This window comes from Pseudomonas panipatensis (assembly GCF_900099785.1).
GTDB lineage: Bacteria > Pseudomonadota > Gammaproteobacteria > Pseudomonadales > Pseudomonadaceae > Pseudomonas > Pseudomonas panipatensis.
Window position 1 is genome coordinate 90,554 of the sequence record NZ_FNDS01000004.1, and the last position, 16,705, is coordinate 107,258.

Genomic DNA, 16,705 nt, shown 5'->3' on the forward strand with positions numbered 1-16,705 from the left:
GCTCAGCGGTCTCGATCGTGCCGCTGGCGGTCCTCGTCGCTGGCCGGCGCGGCGGGGCTGGCGTCGTGCGGCAGGTGGTGCTCGATCACCGCGTTGAGTTCGGCGCCCAGCAGCAGCACGGCGGCGGAGATGTAGAAGTACAGCAAGAGCACGATGATGGCGCCGACGCTGCCGTACATGGCGTTGTAGTCGGCGAAGTTCTGCACGTAGAAGCCAAAGGCCAGGGACGCACCGACCCAGGCGACCACCGCCAGCACCGAGCCCGGACTGATCAGGTGGAAGTGCTGCCGCACGTTGGGCGTCACGTGGTAGATGGCCGCCACCAGCATGGTCATCAGCAGTATCACCAGCGGCCAGCGCAACCACGCCCAGAGAATCACCACGTAGCGTTCGAGACCGATCTGCTCGGCGATCCAGCCCATCACCCAGGGGCCGAGGATCATCAGCGCGCTGATCAGCAACACCAACAGCACCAGGCCCAGGGTATGGAAAACCGACAACGGCACGCGCTTCCACAGCGGGCGCGTCTCGGGCACGTTGTAGGCGGCATTCAGCGCGGTCATCAGCGAGCGCACCGCCGACGATGACGACCACAGCGCGACGATGATGCCGATGGACAGCAGCCCGCCCTGGCGCCGCTGCAACTGGTCGATCACCGGGTTCACCTGCGCCAGCGCCTGGGCCGGCAGCACGTAGGCGGCCTGCTCGCGCAGCCAGGCGAAGAACTCCGGCAGATGCAGGAAGCCCAGCAGGGCGATGAGGAAGAGCAGAAAGGGAAACAGCGAGAACAGTCCCTGGTAGGCCAGCGCCGCCGCATAGGTGGGCATCTGGTCCTCGAGGAACTTCGTGACGGTCAGCTTCAGCAGCGTCCAGGGGCCCAGGCGCAGGCCGCGCAAATCCATGAATCGCATCCGCCGGTTTCCTTGATGGCTGCTGGCTGGGAGACGGTCGGCGACGACCACCCGTGGCGCCCGACGCGGCGAGCAGGTTGCGCAAACGTCGGACCACTCTGGCAAGCCTAGCCAGCTTGGGCGCCAAGGTGAAGTGGCGCGGCGGCCGGGCAAGCGTGCGAATTGGCCTATACACTGACGGGCAACCGACAACCGGAGGAAAGCCCGCATGCCCCAGCCGATGGAACGTCCCACCCCGCTCTCGCGCCGCGCCCCGCAACGCCTGTGCGGCGCCCTGGTCATTGCCCTGCTCGGCGCCACCCTCGCCCTTCAAGCGGTGGACGCCCGGGCCGAAGCGACGCAGGACGAAGCCACCTTCCTCAAGGAGTCGGTGGCCTTCTTCGATCAGCAGACCAAGACCAACCTGCCGGTGCAGGTGGACAAGGTGACGCGCCTGGTGAGCATCCACCTCGACCCGGACAGCAAGGTGTTGCACTACCACTACGGAGTTTCCAGCATGACCGCCGACGGGCTCGGCGCGGCCGGTCTGGACAAGTTCCGCGGCGACATGCGCAGCCAGTTGGAACGTAGCACCTGCGCCCAGCCGATGCTGCTGCAGCGCATCAGCCAGCACGACATCCGCATCGCCCACGACTACGACGGCAGCGACGGCAAGCCGCTGGCCAGCGTCGAGATCGATCCCAAGGTCCTGCAATGCCCGCAAGGATGAGCCGCGCCGACTTCCACCGCGACAACGCCGAACGCGCCGCCAGCGAGGCTCGCCGCCTGCTGGCCGAGCGTCAGGCCCTGGCTGGCCGCTGGCTGCCCTGGGTGGCGACCGAGCTGTACCGCCTGAGCCCGCCGGAATTCGCCGCCATGGTGCGCCGTGAGCTGGAGCGCCTGAGCGACGTCTGACACGGCCGGCAGCGCAGACAGCAACTATGCTGTAAGAAGATGGGTTCCATTCGCCATGGCGAGTGGCGCCGAGGAGCGCAAAGCGCAGGGAGGCATCCCCTTCCAGTCACCCTCGGAGGTGAAGGTCATGAGCAAAGGTTTGGGTCCGCACAAAGAAGCGAAGAAAAAGCCACTGAAAAACGCCCATGAAAAGCGCATGGCGAAAAAACAGAAGAAGTCTGGCCAATCGCTACTCGGCAAGCGCACAGAAGAATCCTGACCCCGGGGGCGGATAACCCTGTCATGGGTTATCCGCCTTCACTTTCCCTCCCCGCTCGACATCACCTGGCCAGGGCAAAGCACCGGGCCGATCAGCCGCGCGTGCTGGAAGTGCTCAGCCGACGCCCCTCGGGGTCGAGATCGGGGAACAGCACCTCGGTGAAGCCGAAACGGCTGAAATCGCTGATCCGCGACGGATACAGACGCCCGATCAGGTGGTCGCACTCATGTTGCACCACCCGCGCATGGAAGCCGTCGACACTGCGGTCGATCGGCTGCCCCTGCGGATCGACGCCCTGGTAGCGGATGCGCCGGTGCCGGCTCACCGTACCGCGCAGGCCGGGCACCGAGAGGCAGCCCTCCCAATCGGCCTCCAGCTCATCGTCCAGTGGCGTGATGCGTGGATTGAGCAGGATGGCCGCCGGCACCGCCGGCGCGTCCGGGTAACGCTCGCTGCGCTCGAAACCGAAGATCACCAGTTGCAGGTCGACGCCGATCTGCGGCGCCGCCAGGCCGACACCGCCGACGTGGCGCATGGTGTCGAACATGTCTTCGATCAGCCGCTGCAACTCGGCGCTAGCGAACATCGACGCGGGCACCGGCGGCGCAATGCGCAGCAGGCGCTCGTCACCCATCTTGAGAATTTCGCGGATCATGCCAGCCTCGTCGCTGTGCTCATCATGGCAATCCATGGTCGTCTAAGCGGCCGTGCAGGACAAGCGATAAGCGGGTCGGGCGGGCACCAGCGTCGGCTGAATCGACGCACGCCGCCCACCGTCGGGCGGCGTTCGGGCGGAAAGGCCCGGTGCTAGACTCAAACCAGGCGCAAGCCGGCAAATGTCCGCGTTTCGCCGGTCGATCAGCGCCGATCGCGGATGAAACTCTGGGGTCACTCGGGGGGCTGGAAGGAGGTCTGCCATGAACAGGCATTACTACATCAGTGACAGCCTGGATGAACTGGAGCACCTGGAAAGCGAACTCAAGGCCAACGGCATCGAGACGGAGCAGATGCATGTGCTCAGCGAGCAGGATGCCGAACTCGGGCAGCGCAGGCTGCACGAAGTCCCCGAAGTCATGCGCAAGGATGTGGTGCGCGGCGGCAAGTACGGCCTGGGCATCGGCCTGGCGCTGGCTGTCGTGGTGGTGCTGCTCGGCTACCTCGCCGGCTGGAGCGAAACCGCCGCCGGCTGGGTGCCGGTGCTGTTCCTCGCGGCGGTGCTGCTCGGCTTCTGCCTGTGGGAGGGCAGTTTCTTCGGCCTGCAGCGTCCCAGCGGCGACATGCGCCGCTTCGGACCGCGCCTGCATGCCGGCCAGCACGTTTTCTTCGTCGACGTGCAGCCGGACCAGGAACCGCTGCTGGACATGGTCGTGGGCCATCACCCACGCCTGGAAGTCGCTGGCTTCGGCGCCGCGATGCCGCGCTGGGTGCTGGCCTGGGAACAGGCGTGGCACCGCTTCAAACGCATGATGTAGGGGCAGCGAGGCAATCGCCGCGGCTTGAATCGAGGCAGTTTCGCTTCAAGCCGGGCGCGGGCCGCTCAGCGCAGTTCGATGCGGTCGTCGAAGATGCTGATCAGGCCCTGCTTGAACAGGCCGCCGATGGCCTTCTTGAAGTTGCCCTTGCTCACGCCGAAGTGCTGGCTGATCAGTTCCGGCGGGCTCTTGTCGGAAAGCGCCAGGCTACCGCCGGCGGCGCGCAGCTCGGCGAGAATTTTCTCGCTGAGGTCGTCGCGGGCGGCCTGGCCGACCGGTTGCAGGCTGAGGCTGATCTTGCCGTCAGCGCGGACTTCCTTGATGTAGCCCTTCTCGCGCATGCCGCCACGCAGGAACTTGAACATCTCGTTCTTGTGGATCAGGCCCCAGTGCTTGCCATTGATGATGGCCTTGAAGCCGAGGTCGGTGCGTTCCACCACCAGCAGGTCGACCTCTTCGCCGGCGCGGTAATCGGCCGGGGTGTTGTCCAGGTAGCGGTCCAGGCGCGCGGTGGCGGTGATGCGCCGGGTGCGCTCGTCGAGGTAGACGTAGACCACGCAGTAGTCCCCGACCTGCAACGGGCGCTTCTCTTCCGAGTGCGGCAGCAGCAGGTCCTTGGGCAGGCCCCAGTCGAGGAACAGGCCGACGCGGCTGACCTCGACCACCTTGAGGCTGGCGAAACCGCCGACCTGCACCTTGGGCTTGAGGGTGGTGGCGATCACCCGGTCTTCGCTGTCGAGGTAGACGAAGACGTTCAGCCAGTCCCCCTCTTCAGTGGGCTCGTCCTTGGGGACGTAACGCTTGGGCAGGAGGATCTCGCCGTGCGGGCCGCCGTCCAGGTACAGCCCGAAGTCGGTGTGCTTGACCACCTGCAATGAATTGAAACGCCCGATGACTGCCATAACCGTTACCTCGAATCAGGGCCGCGCATTCTACGCGTTGGCGCGCCGCGGCGTTACTGTCCCTGGCCGAACTGCAGTTCCGCCAGGCGCGCGTACAACGGATTGCTGCCGACCAGTTCGGCATGACGCCCCAGGGCGAGCAGGCGGCCCTGGTCGATCACCGCGATGCGGTCGGCATTCAGCACGGTCGCCAGGCGGTGGGCGATGACCAGGGTGGTGCGCCCGCTCATCAGCCCCGGCAGGGCCTGCTGGATCAGGTGTTCGCTCTCGGCATCGAGCGCGCTGGTGGCCTCGTCGAGCAGCAGGATGGGCGCGTCCACCAACAGCGCGCGGGCGATGGCCAGGCGCTGGCGCTGCCCCCCGGAAAGGCCGATGCCGCTCTCGCCGAGGTGTGTGCGGTAGCCCTCGGGCAACGTGCGGATGAACTCGTCGGCGTGGGCCGCGCGGGCCGCCGCCTGCACCTCGGCGTCGCTGGCAGCGGGACGCCCATAGCGCAGATTGTCCTCGACGCTGCCATAGAACAGCGCCGGATTCTGCGAGACCAGGGCGAAGCAGCGGCGCAGGTCACGCGGGTCGAGACGGGCGATGGGCCGGCCGTCGATACGGATTTCGCCCTGCTGCGGGTCGAAGAAGCGCAGCAACAGGTCGAACAGGGTCGATTTGCCGGCCCCGGAAGGCCCGACCAGGGCCAGGGTCTCACCGGGACGGATGTCCAGGTCGATGCCATCGATGGCCCAGTGCTGCGGTCGGGACGGATAGGCAAAGCGCAAGCCGTCCAGCTCGATGTGCCCGGCGACCGTCGTCGGCAACGTGAGCAGGCCGCTCTGCGGCGCCTGTATTTCGTTGCGCGCCCGCAGCAGCTCGGCGATACGCTCGGCGGCGCCGGCGGCGCGCTGCAGTTCGCCCAGCACCTCGCTGAGGGTGCCGAAAGCCATGCCGACGATCAGGCTGTAGAAGACGAAGGCGGCCAGCGCGCCGGGGGAGATGCGCCCGGCGATGACGTCCATTCCGCCGACCCAGAGCATCACCCCCACCGCTCCCAGCACCAGGAGGATTACCACGCTGACCAGCCAGGAGCGCTGCAGGATGCGCTTGCAGGCGGTGGCGAAGGCCGCTTCCACGGTGTGGCCGAAGCGCTCGCGGTCCTGCGCCTGGTGGTTGTAGGCCTGCACGGTCTTGATCTGCCCGAGGGTTTCGCCGACGTAGCTGCCGACCTCGGCGACGCGGTCCTGGCTCTGCCGCGACAGGTGACGCACGCGGCGGCCGAACAGCAGGATGGGCACGATCACCAGCGGCAGCGCGAGCACCACAATGCTGGTCAGCTTGGCGTTGGTGACGAACATCAGGATCACCCCGCCGATCAGGGTCAGGGCGTTGCGCAGGGCCATCGACAACGAGGAGCCGATCACCGTCTGCAACAAGGTGGTGTCGGCGGTGAGGCGCGACTGGATTTCCGAGGCGCGGTTGCTTTCATAAAAGCCCGGATGCAGCTCGATCAGGTGGTCGAAGACGCGCTGACGAATGTCGGCGACGAAGCGCTCGCCGATCCAGGACACCAGGTAGAAACGCACGAAGGTGCCGATCGCCAGCCCTGCCACCAGCACGAAGAACAGCAGGATGGAGCGATTCAGCAGTTGTTCGGACTGGGTGATGAAGCCCTGGTCCACCAGCAGCCGGATGCCCTGCCCCAGCGACAGGGTGATGGCGGCGGTGAACAGCAAGGCCAGCAACGCCCCCAGGGCCCGCCAGCGATACGGGGCGAGGAACGCGCGGGCCAGGCGCAGCGCGTTGCGCTGGCGGGCAGAAAGCAGGGGCATGGACGACTCGGACAGGCCAGGGGCAGTGCGCGCAGAGTAGCACCGGCACCCGCCCCCGGCGATGGCACGGACCGCTCAGGCAATTGCCGCCCCGAAGGCTGCTCATTTCGTGTACAATGGCCAGCCAATTCGCGAATGACAAGGTATGGCAGACATGACTACCAAGCCCTCCACCCGCCAGAAATCGATGCCCAAGCCCCCCGCGGCCGTCGAGACCCGTGAATCCCTGGAGGCGCAAGTGGCTGCCTTCCTCAATTCCGGCGGCGAGATCCAGCAGATCGCCAAGGGCGTCACCGGGCAGAACTACGGTGCGCCGAGCCGCCACATCAGCCTCGGCAAGAAGTAACCGGAAAGTCCCTGGAGCCCGCCGCACATGGCGGGCTGCCTTTTTCTCCGCGCTCGACGATCCCGCCACCGACACCCCGCCGCACCCTTCCAGCACCCCGCACGCCTCGTCCACGCGGGTTACACTAACGCCCCTTCCTACGCCGTGCCCCTGCCATGACCGAGCCGATCCGCCTGTCCAAACGCCTTGCCGAACTCCTGCCCTGCTCCCGCCGCGAAGCCGAGCTGTACATCGAGGGCGGCTGGGTCACGGTGGATGGCCAACGTGTCGAGGAGGCGCATTTCCGCGTCGGCGATCAGCGCATCGAGCTGCTGCCCGGCGCCACGCCGGAGCCCATCCATCCGGTCACCCTGCTGCTGAACAAGCCCAGCGGCTACGGCAGCGGCAACGGCGCCAATTCCGCGCAGCAGTTGCTCACCGCCGAACACCACTGGCCCGGCGACACGGCCGGCATGCGCTTGCTGCGCAAGCATTTCGCCCACCAGCAATCCACCACGCCGCTGGAAACCGACGCCAGCGGCCTGATGGTCTTCACCCAGAGCCGCGGCGTGCTGCGCCGGCTGGTGGACGATGCCGCCAGCGTCGAGCATGAATATGTGGTGGAAGTCAGCGGCCAGCTCGACGCCAAGGGCCTCGCGCGACTCTGCCAAGGCCTGAGTTTCGAGGGCCAGGCACTGCCGCCCTTGAAGGTCAGTTGGCAGAGCGAAAACCGCCTGCGCTTCGCCGGCAAGCGTTTCCGTCCCGGGCAGATCGGCCACATGTGCCGCAGCGTCGGCCTGCAGGTTCTCTCGATCCGCCGCCTGCGCCTGGGCGGGGTGGCCATGGGCAAGCTCGAAGCGGGACAGTGGCGTTACCTGCTGCCGAACGAGCGCTTCTGAGCCGAGCTGCCGAGGCGACCGCTCTGGCATGGGGCTTTTCGCCCCATCAACGGCGTCGATAGTCACCAGCAGGGAGATTCAATTCCCATTGCCGCGCGGCGGCGTATGGTTGCCCCAGGCCTCACTTCCCCCCTGTCGAGGCCGCGAGGCAGCCTGCGCGTGCACACCACCGGACCGCCCCGAACCCTGGACGAGGCTGGCACTGGAGGATCGGATCATGCAGGCCGCGCTGGACTTTCTACTGATCATTGGCTCCCTGGCGGAGTTGCTGCTTTACGTGGTGCTGGGCGCCATCGGCCTGGCCGGCACCTTGCTGCTGAGCGTGATCGCCGTGCTGGCAATGCGCTCCCCCGGCGAGCCGATCCGCATCGACCCGCCGCCGCGCCGTAGCCTGCGCCGCTGACGCCAAACGCCCGAGGCGCACGGCGGCAGTCCACGGCATCGGCCTCAACCCTTGGCCGGCGGCGGCTCTGCACCGGGCTCGGGGTGAACCACCTCCAGGCCGTGCTTCTCCAGCAAGTCCCCCTCGAACAGCGTCTCCAGTTCACGCCGCGCCTCGCGGGCCGTCTGGATCACCGCCTTGGCATCGTCGTAGACGGCGTACTGCGCCGTCAGCACATCCTCGTCATGTCGGCGGAAGCGACGAATGCGTGCCGCCGCCTGCTCTTCGGACAAGCCCATGCCGATGAGGATCAGCCGGCTCATTTCCAGGCTGGCGTGGAACAGCTCGCGGACCGGGCTGGCGCCGGCGTCGAGCAGGTGATAGACGTGCTGGCGGTTACGCGCCCGGGCGATGATCTTCAGGTGCGGATAGAGCTTGCGCACCAGGCGCGCGGTTTCGATGTTGGTCTTCGGGTCATCGGTGGCGATGATGAAGAACTCGGCCTTGTCCACCTGCGCCGCGCGGAGGATTTCCGGGCGCAGCGGATCGCCATAGAAGATCGGGATGGTGCCGTAGCTGCGGCTCAGCTCGATGGTGTCCACCGAGGTGTCCAGGGCGATGAAAGGCACGCGCTGGGCGCGCATTACCCGCGCGATCACCTGGCCCATGCGGCCCATGCCGGCGATCACCACCCGCGGCGTGTCGCCATCGATGCGCCGGTACTCCTCCGGCGGCTCGCGCGGAATCTGCGGACGCGGCTTGACCAGGTACGCCACCAGCAGCACCAGCAACGGCGTCAACGCCATGGACAGGGTGATGGTCAGCACCAGCAGGCTATGCAGGCCGGCATCCAGCAGACCTTCGGCGCGCGCCAGCTTGAACACCACGAAGGCGAATTCGCCGCCCGCCGCCAGGATGATGCTCAGGCGCAGCGCCGAAAAGGTATCCAGGCCGCCCGTCAGGCGCCCGAGCAGGTACAGCAGCGGCAGCTTGATGGCGATCAGCAGCAGGGTCAGGCCGAGCACTGCGAGCGGTGAACTGAGCAACAGACTGAGGTCGGCGCTCATGCCCACGCTGATGAAAAACAAGCCCAGCAACAGGCCCTTGAACGGCTCGATCTGCGCTTCCAGTTCGTGGCGGTACTCCGAGTCGGCCAGCAGCAGGCCGGCGAGGAAGGCGCCCAGGCCCATGGACACGCCGGCCTGTTCCATCAGCCAGGCGGTGCCCACCACCACCAGCAGCGCGGTGGCGGTGGACAGGTCGGCCATGCCGGTCTTGGCCACATGACGGAACACCGGACGCAGCAGGTAGCGTCCGCCGATCACCACCACGGCGATACTGCCCACCACCTCCAGGGCATGGCGCCAGTCGCCGCCCGGCACCGTCTCGTCGGCGCGCGCGCCGAGCAGCGAGACCATGGCGATCAGCGGGATGGCGGCGATGTCCTGGAACAGCAGGATGGCGAAGGCCAGGCGCCCGTGGGGGCTGGACAGCTCCTTGCGCTCGGCGAGGATCTGCAGGCCGAAGGCGGTGGATGACAGCGCCAGGCCGCCGCCCAGCACCACCGAAGTATTCAGCGGCAGTTCGAAGCCCAGGTGCGCCGTCGCGCCAATCACCAGCGCGGTGAGCAGCACCTGCGCCAGGCCGATGCCGAACACCGCCTTGCGCATGACCCACAAGCGCTTGGGCGACAGCTCCAGGCCGATGATGAACAGCAGCAGCACCACGCCCAGCTCGGAAAGGCTGGCGACGCTCTCAGGGTCGGCGATCAGGCGCAGCAGCGACGGACCGATGAGCACGCCGGCCAGCAGGTAGCCGAGCACCGCGCCCAGTTGCAGGCGCTTGGCCAGCGGCACCATGAAGACCGCGGCGATGAGGAAGACCACCGCCGATTGCAGATAGTTGGAACCATGCTCCATGCCAGAACTCTCCAGGGGCAGGACGAGGGGCGCGGCGCCAGCGCCGTTCCCCGGATGAATCGGTGGCCTGGGTCAGGCCGGCAATTGCAACCCGTGGCTGGCGAGGTGGCGCTGGAAGTGGCCGGCCAGGGCATCGAGCTGCTGCCAGGGCTGAGGCAGGTGCTCCTCCAGGGCCACATGGCTGCTCGCGCGGCAGACGGCCGGCAGGTCGCAGGCACGGTAGAAGGCATTGACCACCTCGACCATGGCGTCGCGCTGGTTCTCCATGAGGATCGCGCCGTGGGCGAGGACCACGTAACGGCCATCGCTATGCCGGCGACGCCAGCGCTGGGCGGTGCCGACCAGCTTGCGGCCGGCGATATTGACGTTGTAGCGGCCGTCGCAGAAGGCGCCGTCCACCTCCCCCAGCCCAGCGTCCAGACCGAACGCTTCGAGCCAGTCGCAGAGTGGCTGGCAAAGGCGCTGATAGGCGGTGTCGATGCGCGTCTGCTCGTTGTCGTCGAGGGGCACCGCGTAGCACAGCGCCACGTTGAGCACTGCGGGCGACTGCGGCACCGGCTCGCCGCCGGTGTCGCGCAGGGCGATGGGCCAGCCAAGCGCACGGCAGTCCGCCTCGGCGACGGCGAATCCCGGCAGGCGGCTGAGCCGACGCGGCATCACCAGGGCCGGCTGCAGCGGCCGCCAGAACAACAGGCCGGCTTCCTCCTGGCCAGAGAACACGCGCTCCAGGGCAGCCCGTTCGGCATCCAGGCCCGCCTCGGCCGACAACCACTGAAATTTCTCACGCATGTTCGATCTCCTTTACCGCAAGGTAGCGAACTATGCCCAGCGCAGCCGCCGAGCCGCAAGCGCGACAGTAGCCGGCAGCGTGGACGCATCGGGGCCGCGCCTGCCCCTGGCGCGCCGCGGAATGGATAGGAAAGCACCGACAGAACTGACTATGCTGGTAGCCGGATGCCATCGTGCAGAGGATTGGCCAGAGTGTCCCCGCCGCTATCACACGCCCTTCGCCCACTGTTCAAGGTCAGTCCCTGGCTGGCGCGCGCCATCGCCAACGACAACCTGCGGCGGCTGCTCTGGCTGGGCATACTGATCGTGCCCTTCGTCCTCGCGCAGATGCTCGCCTTCTGGCTCAACCTGCAGGGCACCCGCCCGGAATTCAGCGCCTGGCGCATGGAGATCATCCGCACCCATGCCCTGGCCGGCCTGTCGCTGGTGAGCCTCGGCCTGCTGGCGCGCGCGGCGATGCGGGGCAAACTGGCGGCGCCGCTCTGGTACTGCGAACTGTTGAGCAACGCTGGCGGCGCCATCCTGCTGGCCTTCGGGTTGACTCTCAGCTGTTACCACCAGCAGGTCACCAGCAGCATCACGCCCTTTCTCATGGGCTCGGTGGCCGCCGCGCTGATCGTGCTGCTGCGCCCGGTGTGCGCCCTGGCCCTCTACGGCATCGCCCTGGTGGCGTTCGAGGTGGCCATGGACAGCGCCCAGGCCGATCCGCAACTGCGCCTGTCCAACCAGGTGGGCGGCCTGACCGCCTGCGGCATCGGCCTGATGCTGTCGCTGATTCTCTGGTTCAGCCAATTGCGCAACCTGCGCCAGCGGCGGCGCCTGCAACGACAACGCGAGGAGTTAGAGGCAAAGAACCGCCAACTGGAATACCTCGCCGGCCACGATCCCTTGACCGGGTTATTCAATCGCCGCCACTTCGACCAGGTGGTGACCCAGGAACTGGCGCGCTGCACCCGCCAGCCGGCGCCCCTGAGCCTGCTGATGATCGATCTCGACCATTTCAAGTTCATCAACGACCGCTACGGCCATCCACTGGGCGACGAGGTGATCCGCCACGCCGCCAATCAATTGCGCAAGCACACCCGCAGCAGTGACAGCGTGGCGCGGGTCGGCGGCGAGGAATTCCTCCTGCTGCTGCCAGATACCGACGAGCAGCAGGCACGCAGCATCGCCGAAAAGCTGCGCACACTGCTGGAGAGTACCCCGCTGCCGATGAAGGACGGCCTGCTCTATCTCACCGCCAGCTTCGGCATCGCCAGCCTTGGCCGAGGCGTCACCAGTACCTACGAGCGCCTCTACAGCACCGCCGACCAGGCCATGTACCGGGCCAAGGCGAGCGGCCGCAACCGCGTCGAGGTGCTCGACGCGGCGCCCTGCGGCACGCTGGAGTGACAGGCTCTCCAGCCGACGGCGGATCGCCTCGGGCTATCCTGCGGCCGCGATCGAGCGCGCCTGGCGGCGTCGCTGCGCGGCGATCGAGGGCATGGGCCGGCGGTCCGCGCTCATTGCGCGTAACGGCGATTCAGGCCGGGCGGCACACCACTGGCATCGGTGGCGGTCCAGGGACCGTTCGGGCTGACGCCCCAGTACCAGCCATCGGCCCAGTGATAGTAGGTGCGCTGGCGGTAATAGAGGTCTTTCTGGCCCTGGATCACATAGACGCCGAGGCTGGCATCCCAGCGCCCGGTGCCGCCCGGCGGCGGAGCGAACTGAGTGTGGCTGCGGGACTTGGCGGAAGAACCGGAAGGGCTCGGCGTGATGGCGGTGCGCGGCGCCGGCTTGTTCGGCTGACGCGTGGCGCCGGCGCTATTACCGCCCGACTGGCTGCCGGGCGGCGGCGATTCCGGTTGCGGTTGCTGGGCCACGCAACCACCCAGGGCGAGCAGCGCGGCAAGCGCTAGGATTCTGCCTTTCACGGGCGTGCCTCCTGATGTTCGTCGGTCAATGCTGGTCGGGGCTGTCGATGGTCACTGCCTGATCGCCCGCGCCGGAGGTAGACAACGCCTGGCTGCGTCCGATCCATTCGCCATTGATGGCATTGCCGGCGCGGGAAACCCGGGCGACCAGTTGCACCTGCGGGAAGTTGGACAGCTTCAGTTGCGGCATCATGGCGTCGGCGTCGCTCAGGGTCACTTCGCTGGGCAGGTCGGCGACGGTCAGGCGCTTCACCGCCAAGGGCATGGGCGGACCGCTCACCGCGCGAGCGAAGACGAAGACGCTGTCGCCAGGCTGGACCTGCCCCTTCACCGCATCACTGATGCTCACCTTGACCTTCAGGCTGACGCCCTGGGTGGCCACGGCCGGCGGACTGGCCGGCAGGCTTTCGCCACGCTCGGCGAGACGCTGGCGGGCGCGTTCGATGCCGCTCTGGATGGCCGCGCGCGACGGATCGTCGGCCGGCAGCACCGCCACCAGGCGCTCCCAATAACCGACCGCGTCGGCGTAGTGGTTGTCCTCGAAGGAGGCGATGCCGAGCAGGCCGAGGGTGGTGACTTCCTGTGGATTGCGCTGCAGGGCTTCGTCAGCCATGGCCTTGGTCGCGGCGGTCATCTTCTTGCCACCGGAGAAATACAGGGCCTGGGCCCACTGGCCAAGTACCTCGGGCTGGCGCCCGCTGAGGCTGGCGGCGCGCTCGAAAGCGGCGGCGGCGTCGGCGAAGCGTTCCTGGGTCATGTAGGCGCGGCCGAGGAAATACCAGCCTTCGGCGGAGTCCGGCTGGACCTTGACCGCCTTCTCCAGGCGCGCGGTCATCTCATCCATGGAGTGCAACGGCTGGGCGAATTCGCGAGCCAGCTCCAGCTTGTCGCTGGCGCCCCAGTACAGGTACAGCCCCAGCCCCAGCAACGGCAGCAGCAGCGCGGCCAGCAAGGGCACGGCGCGGCCCAGGCGCGAACGCCGCTCGCCATCACCCTCGGTGTCGGCCAGCAGCTCGCGCCCGGCCTCGGTACGCCCGGCTTGCAGCTGGGCATCGTCGAGGGTTCCGGCGGCGTGCTGCGCGGAGAGTTCGGCGAGGCGCTCCTGGTACAGGGCGACGTTGAGTGCGGTGCGATCTTCTTCGGTCTGCGCGCGACGGCCACGCAGCAGCGGAATCAGCAGGAAAGCCATGGCCACCAGCAACAGCAGGCCGGCAGCGAGCCAGAAATCGATCATTTGTCTTGGTTATCCAGCAATTGGTCGAGACGTGCCTGTTCTTCGGCGGACAGCGTGGCGGCGGCGCCGGAGGCCGGCCGACGGCGGCGGGCGACCAGGACAGCGACGACGATCACGCCGAGCAGCAGCGCCCCCGCGGGGCCGAACCAGAGCAGCCAGGTGCGCTCATTGACCGGCGGTTTGTAGAGCACGAAGTCGCCGTAGCGAGCGACCATGTAGTCGACGATCTGGGCATCGCTCTTGCCCTGCTTCAGCTGCTCGTAGATCTGCTTGCGCAGGTCGGCAGCGATGGGCGCGTTGGAGTCGGCGATATCCTGGTTCTGGCACTTCGGGCAACGCAGCTCGGTGGTCAGGTCGCGGAAGCGCTGACGCTCGCCTTCGTTGGGAAATTCATAGGTATCGATGGCGGCGCGGGCTACCCCGCACAACGCCAGCCCCAGCAGGGCAACGGCCAGCAGTCGCTTCATTTGCCCGTCGCCTCGTCGACCAGTTTCTGGTAGATCGGCGCCAGTTGCTCGCGCCAGACCTTCTCGTCGACCGCACCGACCAGCTTGTGGCGAATGATGCCGTCCTTGTCGATGAGGTAGGTTTCCGGTGCGCCATAGACGCCCAGGTCCAGGCCGAGGCTGCCCTGGGCATCGCTGATGTTCAACTGGTAGGGATTGTGCAGCTCCTGCAGCCATTTCTGCGCAGCGGCGTTGTCGTCCTTGTAGTTGATGCCGACGATCAGCACGCCCTGCTGGGCCAACTGGTTCAGCACCGGGTGCTCGAATCGGCAGGTCGGGCACCAGGTGCCCCAGACGTTGACCAACGCCGGCCGGCCCTTGAGGTCGGCCTGGGTATAGGTTTTCTGCGGGTCCAGCACGCCAGGCAGGGAGAACGCCGGGAAGGGCTTGTCGATCAGCGCCGAGGGCAGCTCGCTGGGGTCCAGCCAGAGCCCGCGGAAGAGGAATACCGCAACGACCAGGAAGATCGCCAGCGGCAACAGCAGGATCGCACGCTTCACACTCAGGCTCCCTGTCCGGCAGCGAGACCCAATGCCTCGCGCACCCTGGTCTTCACTTTCACCCGGTAGCGCCGGTCGAGCGCCGCCAGCACGCCACCGAGGGCGGTCAGCAGGCCACCCAGCCAGATGAAGCGGACGAACGGCTTGATGTGCAGGCGCACGGCCCAGGCACCGTTGTCCAGCGGCTCGCCGAGGGCGACATAGAGGTCGCGGGTCAGGCTGCCGTGGATACCGGCTTCGGTCATCATCGAACGCTGCACGCTGTACAGGCGCTTCTCCGGGTGCAGCACGGCCACTTCATCGCCGTCGCGCGTCACGCGAATGGTGCCCTTGTCCGAGGTGAAGTTCGGTCCTACGACGTGCCGGGTACCCTCGAAGCGGAACTGGTAGCCGGCCAGCTCGACGCTATCGCCCGGCGCCATGCGCAGGTCGCGCTGGGCGCTGAACTGGCTGGTCAGCACCACGCCGATGGCGCACACGGCGATGCCCAGGTGGGCGACCTGCATGCCCCAGTAGCTGCGGTTGAGGCTGGCGGCGCCGGCGATCAGGCCCTTGTGCCGCACCTTGTCGAGGAAATCGCGGGCACCCGCGAGCACGACCCAGGCGGCCAGCAGGAACACCGCCAGCACCTGCCAGTGCAGATCGCCATAGAAGAAGGTGGCGAGGCCGCCGAGCACGACGGTACCGATCAGCACCGGGGTGAGCATGCGCAGCAGCCACTGGCCGGGCGTGTCTTTCCAGCGCACCAGCACGCCGACCGCCAGCGCCAGCATCAGTACCGCCATCAGCGGCACGAACAGCGCATTGAAGTACGGCGGGCCGACCGACAGCTTGGCGCCGCTGATGGCATCCAGCACCAGCGGGTAGAGGGTGCCGAGGAGAATCATCGCCGCGGTCACCACCAGCACCAGGTTGTTCAGCAGCAGCAGGGTTTCCCGCGACCACAGGGCGAATCCGACCTGGCTCTTGACCACCGGCGCGCGCAGGGCGAACAGGGTCAGCGAGCCACCGACCACGACCAGCAGGAAGGCCAGGATGAACACCCCGCGCGCCGGATCGGAGGCGAACGCGTGTACCGAGGTCAGTACCCCGGAACGAACCAGGAAGGTGCCCAGCAGGCTGAGAGAGAAGGCGGCGATGGCCAGCAATACCGTCCAGCTCTTGAACACCCCGCGCTTCTCGGTCACCGCCAGCGAATGGAGCAGCGCGGTGCCGACCAGCCAGGGCATGAAGGAGGCATTCTCCACCGGGTCCCAGAACCACCAGCCACCCCAGCCCAACTCGTAGTAGGCCCACCAGGAGCCGAGCACGATGCCGAAGCCGAGGAAGGTCCAGGCGACCAGGGTCCAGGGCCGCGACCAGCGCGCCCAGGCAGCGTCCAGGCGCCCGCCGAGCAGCGCGGCGATGGCGAAGGCGAAGGCCACCGAGAAGCCGACGTAGCCCATGTAGAGCATCGGCGGGTGCATGATCAGGCCGGGGTCTTGCAGCAGCGGGTTGAGGTCGTTGCCATCGGCCGGCGACTGCGGCAGCAGGCGCTTGAACGGGTTGGAGGTGATGATCAGGAACGACAGGAAGCCGGTGCTGATCAAGCCCATCACCGCCAGCACACGGGCCAGCATGGGCTCCGGCAACTGCCGCGAGAAAATCGATACCGCGAAGGTCCAGCCGCCGAGGATCAGCGCCCAGAGCAGCAGCGAGCCCTCGTGGGCGCCCCACACGGCGCTGAACTTGTAGTACCAGGGCAGCGCGCTGTTGGAGTTGCTGGCCACATAGGCCACGGAGAAATCGTCGTGGAGGAAGGCCCAGGTCAGGCAGGCGAAGGCGAACGCGAGGAAAGTGAACTGCGCCCAGGCCGCCGGACGCGCCAGACTCATCCACTGGCGATCGCCGCGCCAGGCACCGACCAGCGGGAAGAAGGACATGACCAGCGCCATGCACAGGGCGAGGATCAGCGCGAGGTGGCCGAGTTCAGGGATCATC

The 16,705-nt window shown here is 67.3% G+C and carries 19 protein-coding genes; 8 read left to right on the forward strand and 11 right to left on the reverse strand.

All coding sequences use genetic code 11. From position 1 onward, the window contains the following. Positions 1-2: 2 nt before the first annotated feature. Positions 3-911 carry a YihY/virulence factor BrkB family protein gene (locus tag BLQ74_RS10550; RefSeq protein WP_090262521.1) on the reverse strand — a complete coding sequence of 303 codons (909 nt, stop codon included), beginning with the start codon at positions 909-911 and terminating at the stop codon, positions 3-5. 208 nt (positions 912-1,119) lie between these two features. Here BLQ74_RS10550 and BLQ74_RS10555 point away from each other — a divergent pair, with 208 nt between their 5' ends. From BLQ74_RS10555 to BLQ74_RS27915, 3 genes are all read left to right on the forward strand, one after another. Then, positions 1,120-1,620, forward strand: coding sequence for a hypothetical protein (locus tag BLQ74_RS10555; protein WP_244507177.1), 501 nt, complete (start codon positions 1,120-1,122; stop codon positions 1,618-1,620). Beyond that, positions 1,617-1,805: a hypothetical protein gene (locus BLQ74_RS10560; protein ID WP_090262522.1), complete on the forward strand. Its 189-nt coding sequence runs from the start codon at positions 1,617-1,619 to the stop codon at positions 1,803-1,805. Before BLQ74_RS10555 ends, BLQ74_RS10560 begins: the two co-directional genes overlap by 4 nt. A gap of 127 nt (positions 1,806-1,932) precedes the next feature. After that, on the forward strand, positions 1,933-2,064 hold the full coding sequence (locus tag BLQ74_RS27915) for a hypothetical protein (RefSeq protein WP_280139840.1): 132 nt from the start codon (positions 1,933-1,935) through the stop codon (positions 2,062-2,064). 91 nt (positions 2,065-2,155) lie between these two features. Here the strand turns inward: BLQ74_RS27915 and def are convergent, their stop codons facing one another. Then, positions 2,156-2,719, reverse strand: a complete 564-nt coding sequence (gene def, locus BLQ74_RS10570) for a peptide deformylase (protein WP_090262524.1) — start codon at positions 2,717-2,719, stop codon at positions 2,156-2,158. A gap of 262 nt (positions 2,720-2,981) precedes the next feature. Here def and BLQ74_RS10575 point away from each other — a divergent pair, with 262 nt between their 5' ends. Further along, positions 2,982-3,536, forward strand: a complete 555-nt coding sequence (locus BLQ74_RS10575) for a hypothetical protein (RefSeq protein ID WP_090262525.1) — start codon at positions 2,982-2,984, stop codon at positions 3,534-3,536. 65 nt (positions 3,537-3,601) lie between these two features. Here the strand turns inward: BLQ74_RS10575 and BLQ74_RS10580 are convergent, their stop codons facing one another. Together BLQ74_RS10580 and BLQ74_RS10585 are read right to left on the reverse strand one after the other, a co-directional pair. After that, positions 3,602-4,438 (reverse strand): CvfB family protein, encoded by an 837-nt coding sequence (locus tag BLQ74_RS10580; protein ID WP_090262526.1) that lies wholly within the window; start codon positions 4,436-4,438, stop codon positions 3,602-3,604. A gap of 53 nt (positions 4,439-4,491) precedes the next feature. Further along, on the reverse strand, positions 4,492-6,255 hold the full coding sequence (locus BLQ74_RS10585; RefSeq protein ID WP_090262527.1) for an ABC transporter transmembrane domain-containing protein: 1,764 nt from the start codon (positions 6,253-6,255) through the stop codon (positions 4,492-4,494). A 145-nt stretch (positions 6,256-6,400) separates the two neighbouring features. Between BLQ74_RS10585 and BLQ74_RS10590 the strand changes: the two genes are divergently transcribed. From BLQ74_RS10590 to BLQ74_RS10600, 3 genes are all read left to right on the forward strand, one after another. Continuing rightward, positions 6,401-6,601 carry a hypothetical protein gene (locus tag BLQ74_RS10590; RefSeq protein ID WP_374442412.1) on the forward strand — a complete coding sequence of 67 codons (201 nt, stop codon included), beginning with the start codon at positions 6,401-6,403 and terminating at the stop codon, positions 6,599-6,601. Between the two features lie 155 nt (positions 6,602-6,756). Beyond that, a complete protein-coding gene (locus tag BLQ74_RS10595) occupies positions 6,757-7,479 on the forward strand; it encodes an rRNA pseudouridine synthase (RefSeq protein WP_090262529.1) in 723 nt (240 codons plus the stop codon). A gap of 217 nt (positions 7,480-7,696) precedes the next feature. Continuing rightward, on the forward strand, positions 7,697-7,882 hold the full coding sequence (locus BLQ74_RS10600; protein ID WP_090262530.1) for a hypothetical protein: 186 nt from the start codon (positions 7,697-7,699) through the stop codon (positions 7,880-7,882). A gap of 44 nt (positions 7,883-7,926) precedes the next feature. Here BLQ74_RS10600 and BLQ74_RS10605 read toward each other — a convergent pair whose 3' ends face one another. Beyond that, on the reverse strand, positions 7,927-9,780 hold the full coding sequence (locus BLQ74_RS10605; RefSeq protein ID WP_090262531.1) for a monovalent cation:proton antiporter-2 (CPA2) family protein: 1,854 nt from the start codon (positions 9,778-9,780) through the stop codon (positions 7,927-7,929). Positions 9,781-9,852: 72 nt separating this feature from the next. Further along, positions 9,853-10,569 (reverse strand): lipoate--protein ligase family protein, encoded by a 717-nt coding sequence (locus BLQ74_RS10610; RefSeq protein WP_090262532.1) that lies wholly within the window; start codon positions 10,567-10,569, stop codon positions 9,853-9,855. Between the two features lie 165 nt (positions 10,570-10,734). Here BLQ74_RS10610 and BLQ74_RS10615 point away from each other — a divergent pair, with 165 nt between their 5' ends. Further along, positions 10,735-11,961: a GGDEF domain-containing protein gene (locus BLQ74_RS10615; RefSeq protein WP_090262533.1), complete on the forward strand. Its 1,227-nt coding sequence runs from the start codon at positions 10,735-10,737 to the stop codon at positions 11,959-11,961. A gap of 110 nt (positions 11,962-12,071) precedes the next feature. Here BLQ74_RS10615 and BLQ74_RS10620 read toward each other — a convergent pair whose 3' ends face one another. The 5 genes from BLQ74_RS10620 to BLQ74_RS10640 are packed head-to-tail and all read right to left on the reverse strand — an operon-like array spanning position 12,072 to position 16,704. Beyond that, positions 12,072-12,485: a hypothetical protein gene (locus tag BLQ74_RS10620; RefSeq protein WP_090262534.1), complete on the reverse strand. Its 414-nt coding sequence runs from the start codon at positions 12,483-12,485 to the stop codon at positions 12,072-12,074. A 25-nt stretch (positions 12,486-12,510) separates the two neighbouring features. Then, positions 12,511-13,719: a c-type cytochrome biogenesis protein CcmI gene (ccmI, locus tag BLQ74_RS10625; RefSeq protein ID WP_090262535.1), complete on the reverse strand. Its 1,209-nt coding sequence runs from the start codon at positions 13,717-13,719 to the stop codon at positions 12,511-12,513. Then, positions 13,716-14,186, reverse strand: a complete 471-nt coding sequence (locus BLQ74_RS10630; protein ID WP_090262536.1) for a cytochrome c-type biogenesis protein — start codon at positions 14,184-14,186, stop codon at positions 13,716-13,718. The genes ccmI and BLQ74_RS10630 overlap by 4 nt, the downstream gene beginning before the upstream one ends. Beyond that, the gene (gene dsbE / locus BLQ74_RS10635) at positions 14,183-14,725 is read right to left on the reverse strand and encodes a thiol:disulfide interchange protein DsbE (RefSeq protein ID WP_090262537.1); all 543 of its coding nucleotides are present in this window, start codon (positions 14,723-14,725) and stop codon (positions 14,183-14,185) included. Before dsbE ends, BLQ74_RS10630 begins: the two co-directional genes overlap by 4 nt. A gap of 2 nt (positions 14,726-14,727) precedes the next feature. Beyond that, positions 14,728-16,704 (reverse strand): heme lyase CcmF/NrfE family subunit, encoded by a 1,977-nt coding sequence (locus tag BLQ74_RS10640; protein ID WP_090262538.1) that lies wholly within the window; start codon positions 16,702-16,704, stop codon positions 14,728-14,730. Position 16,705 lies beyond the last annotated feature (1 nt).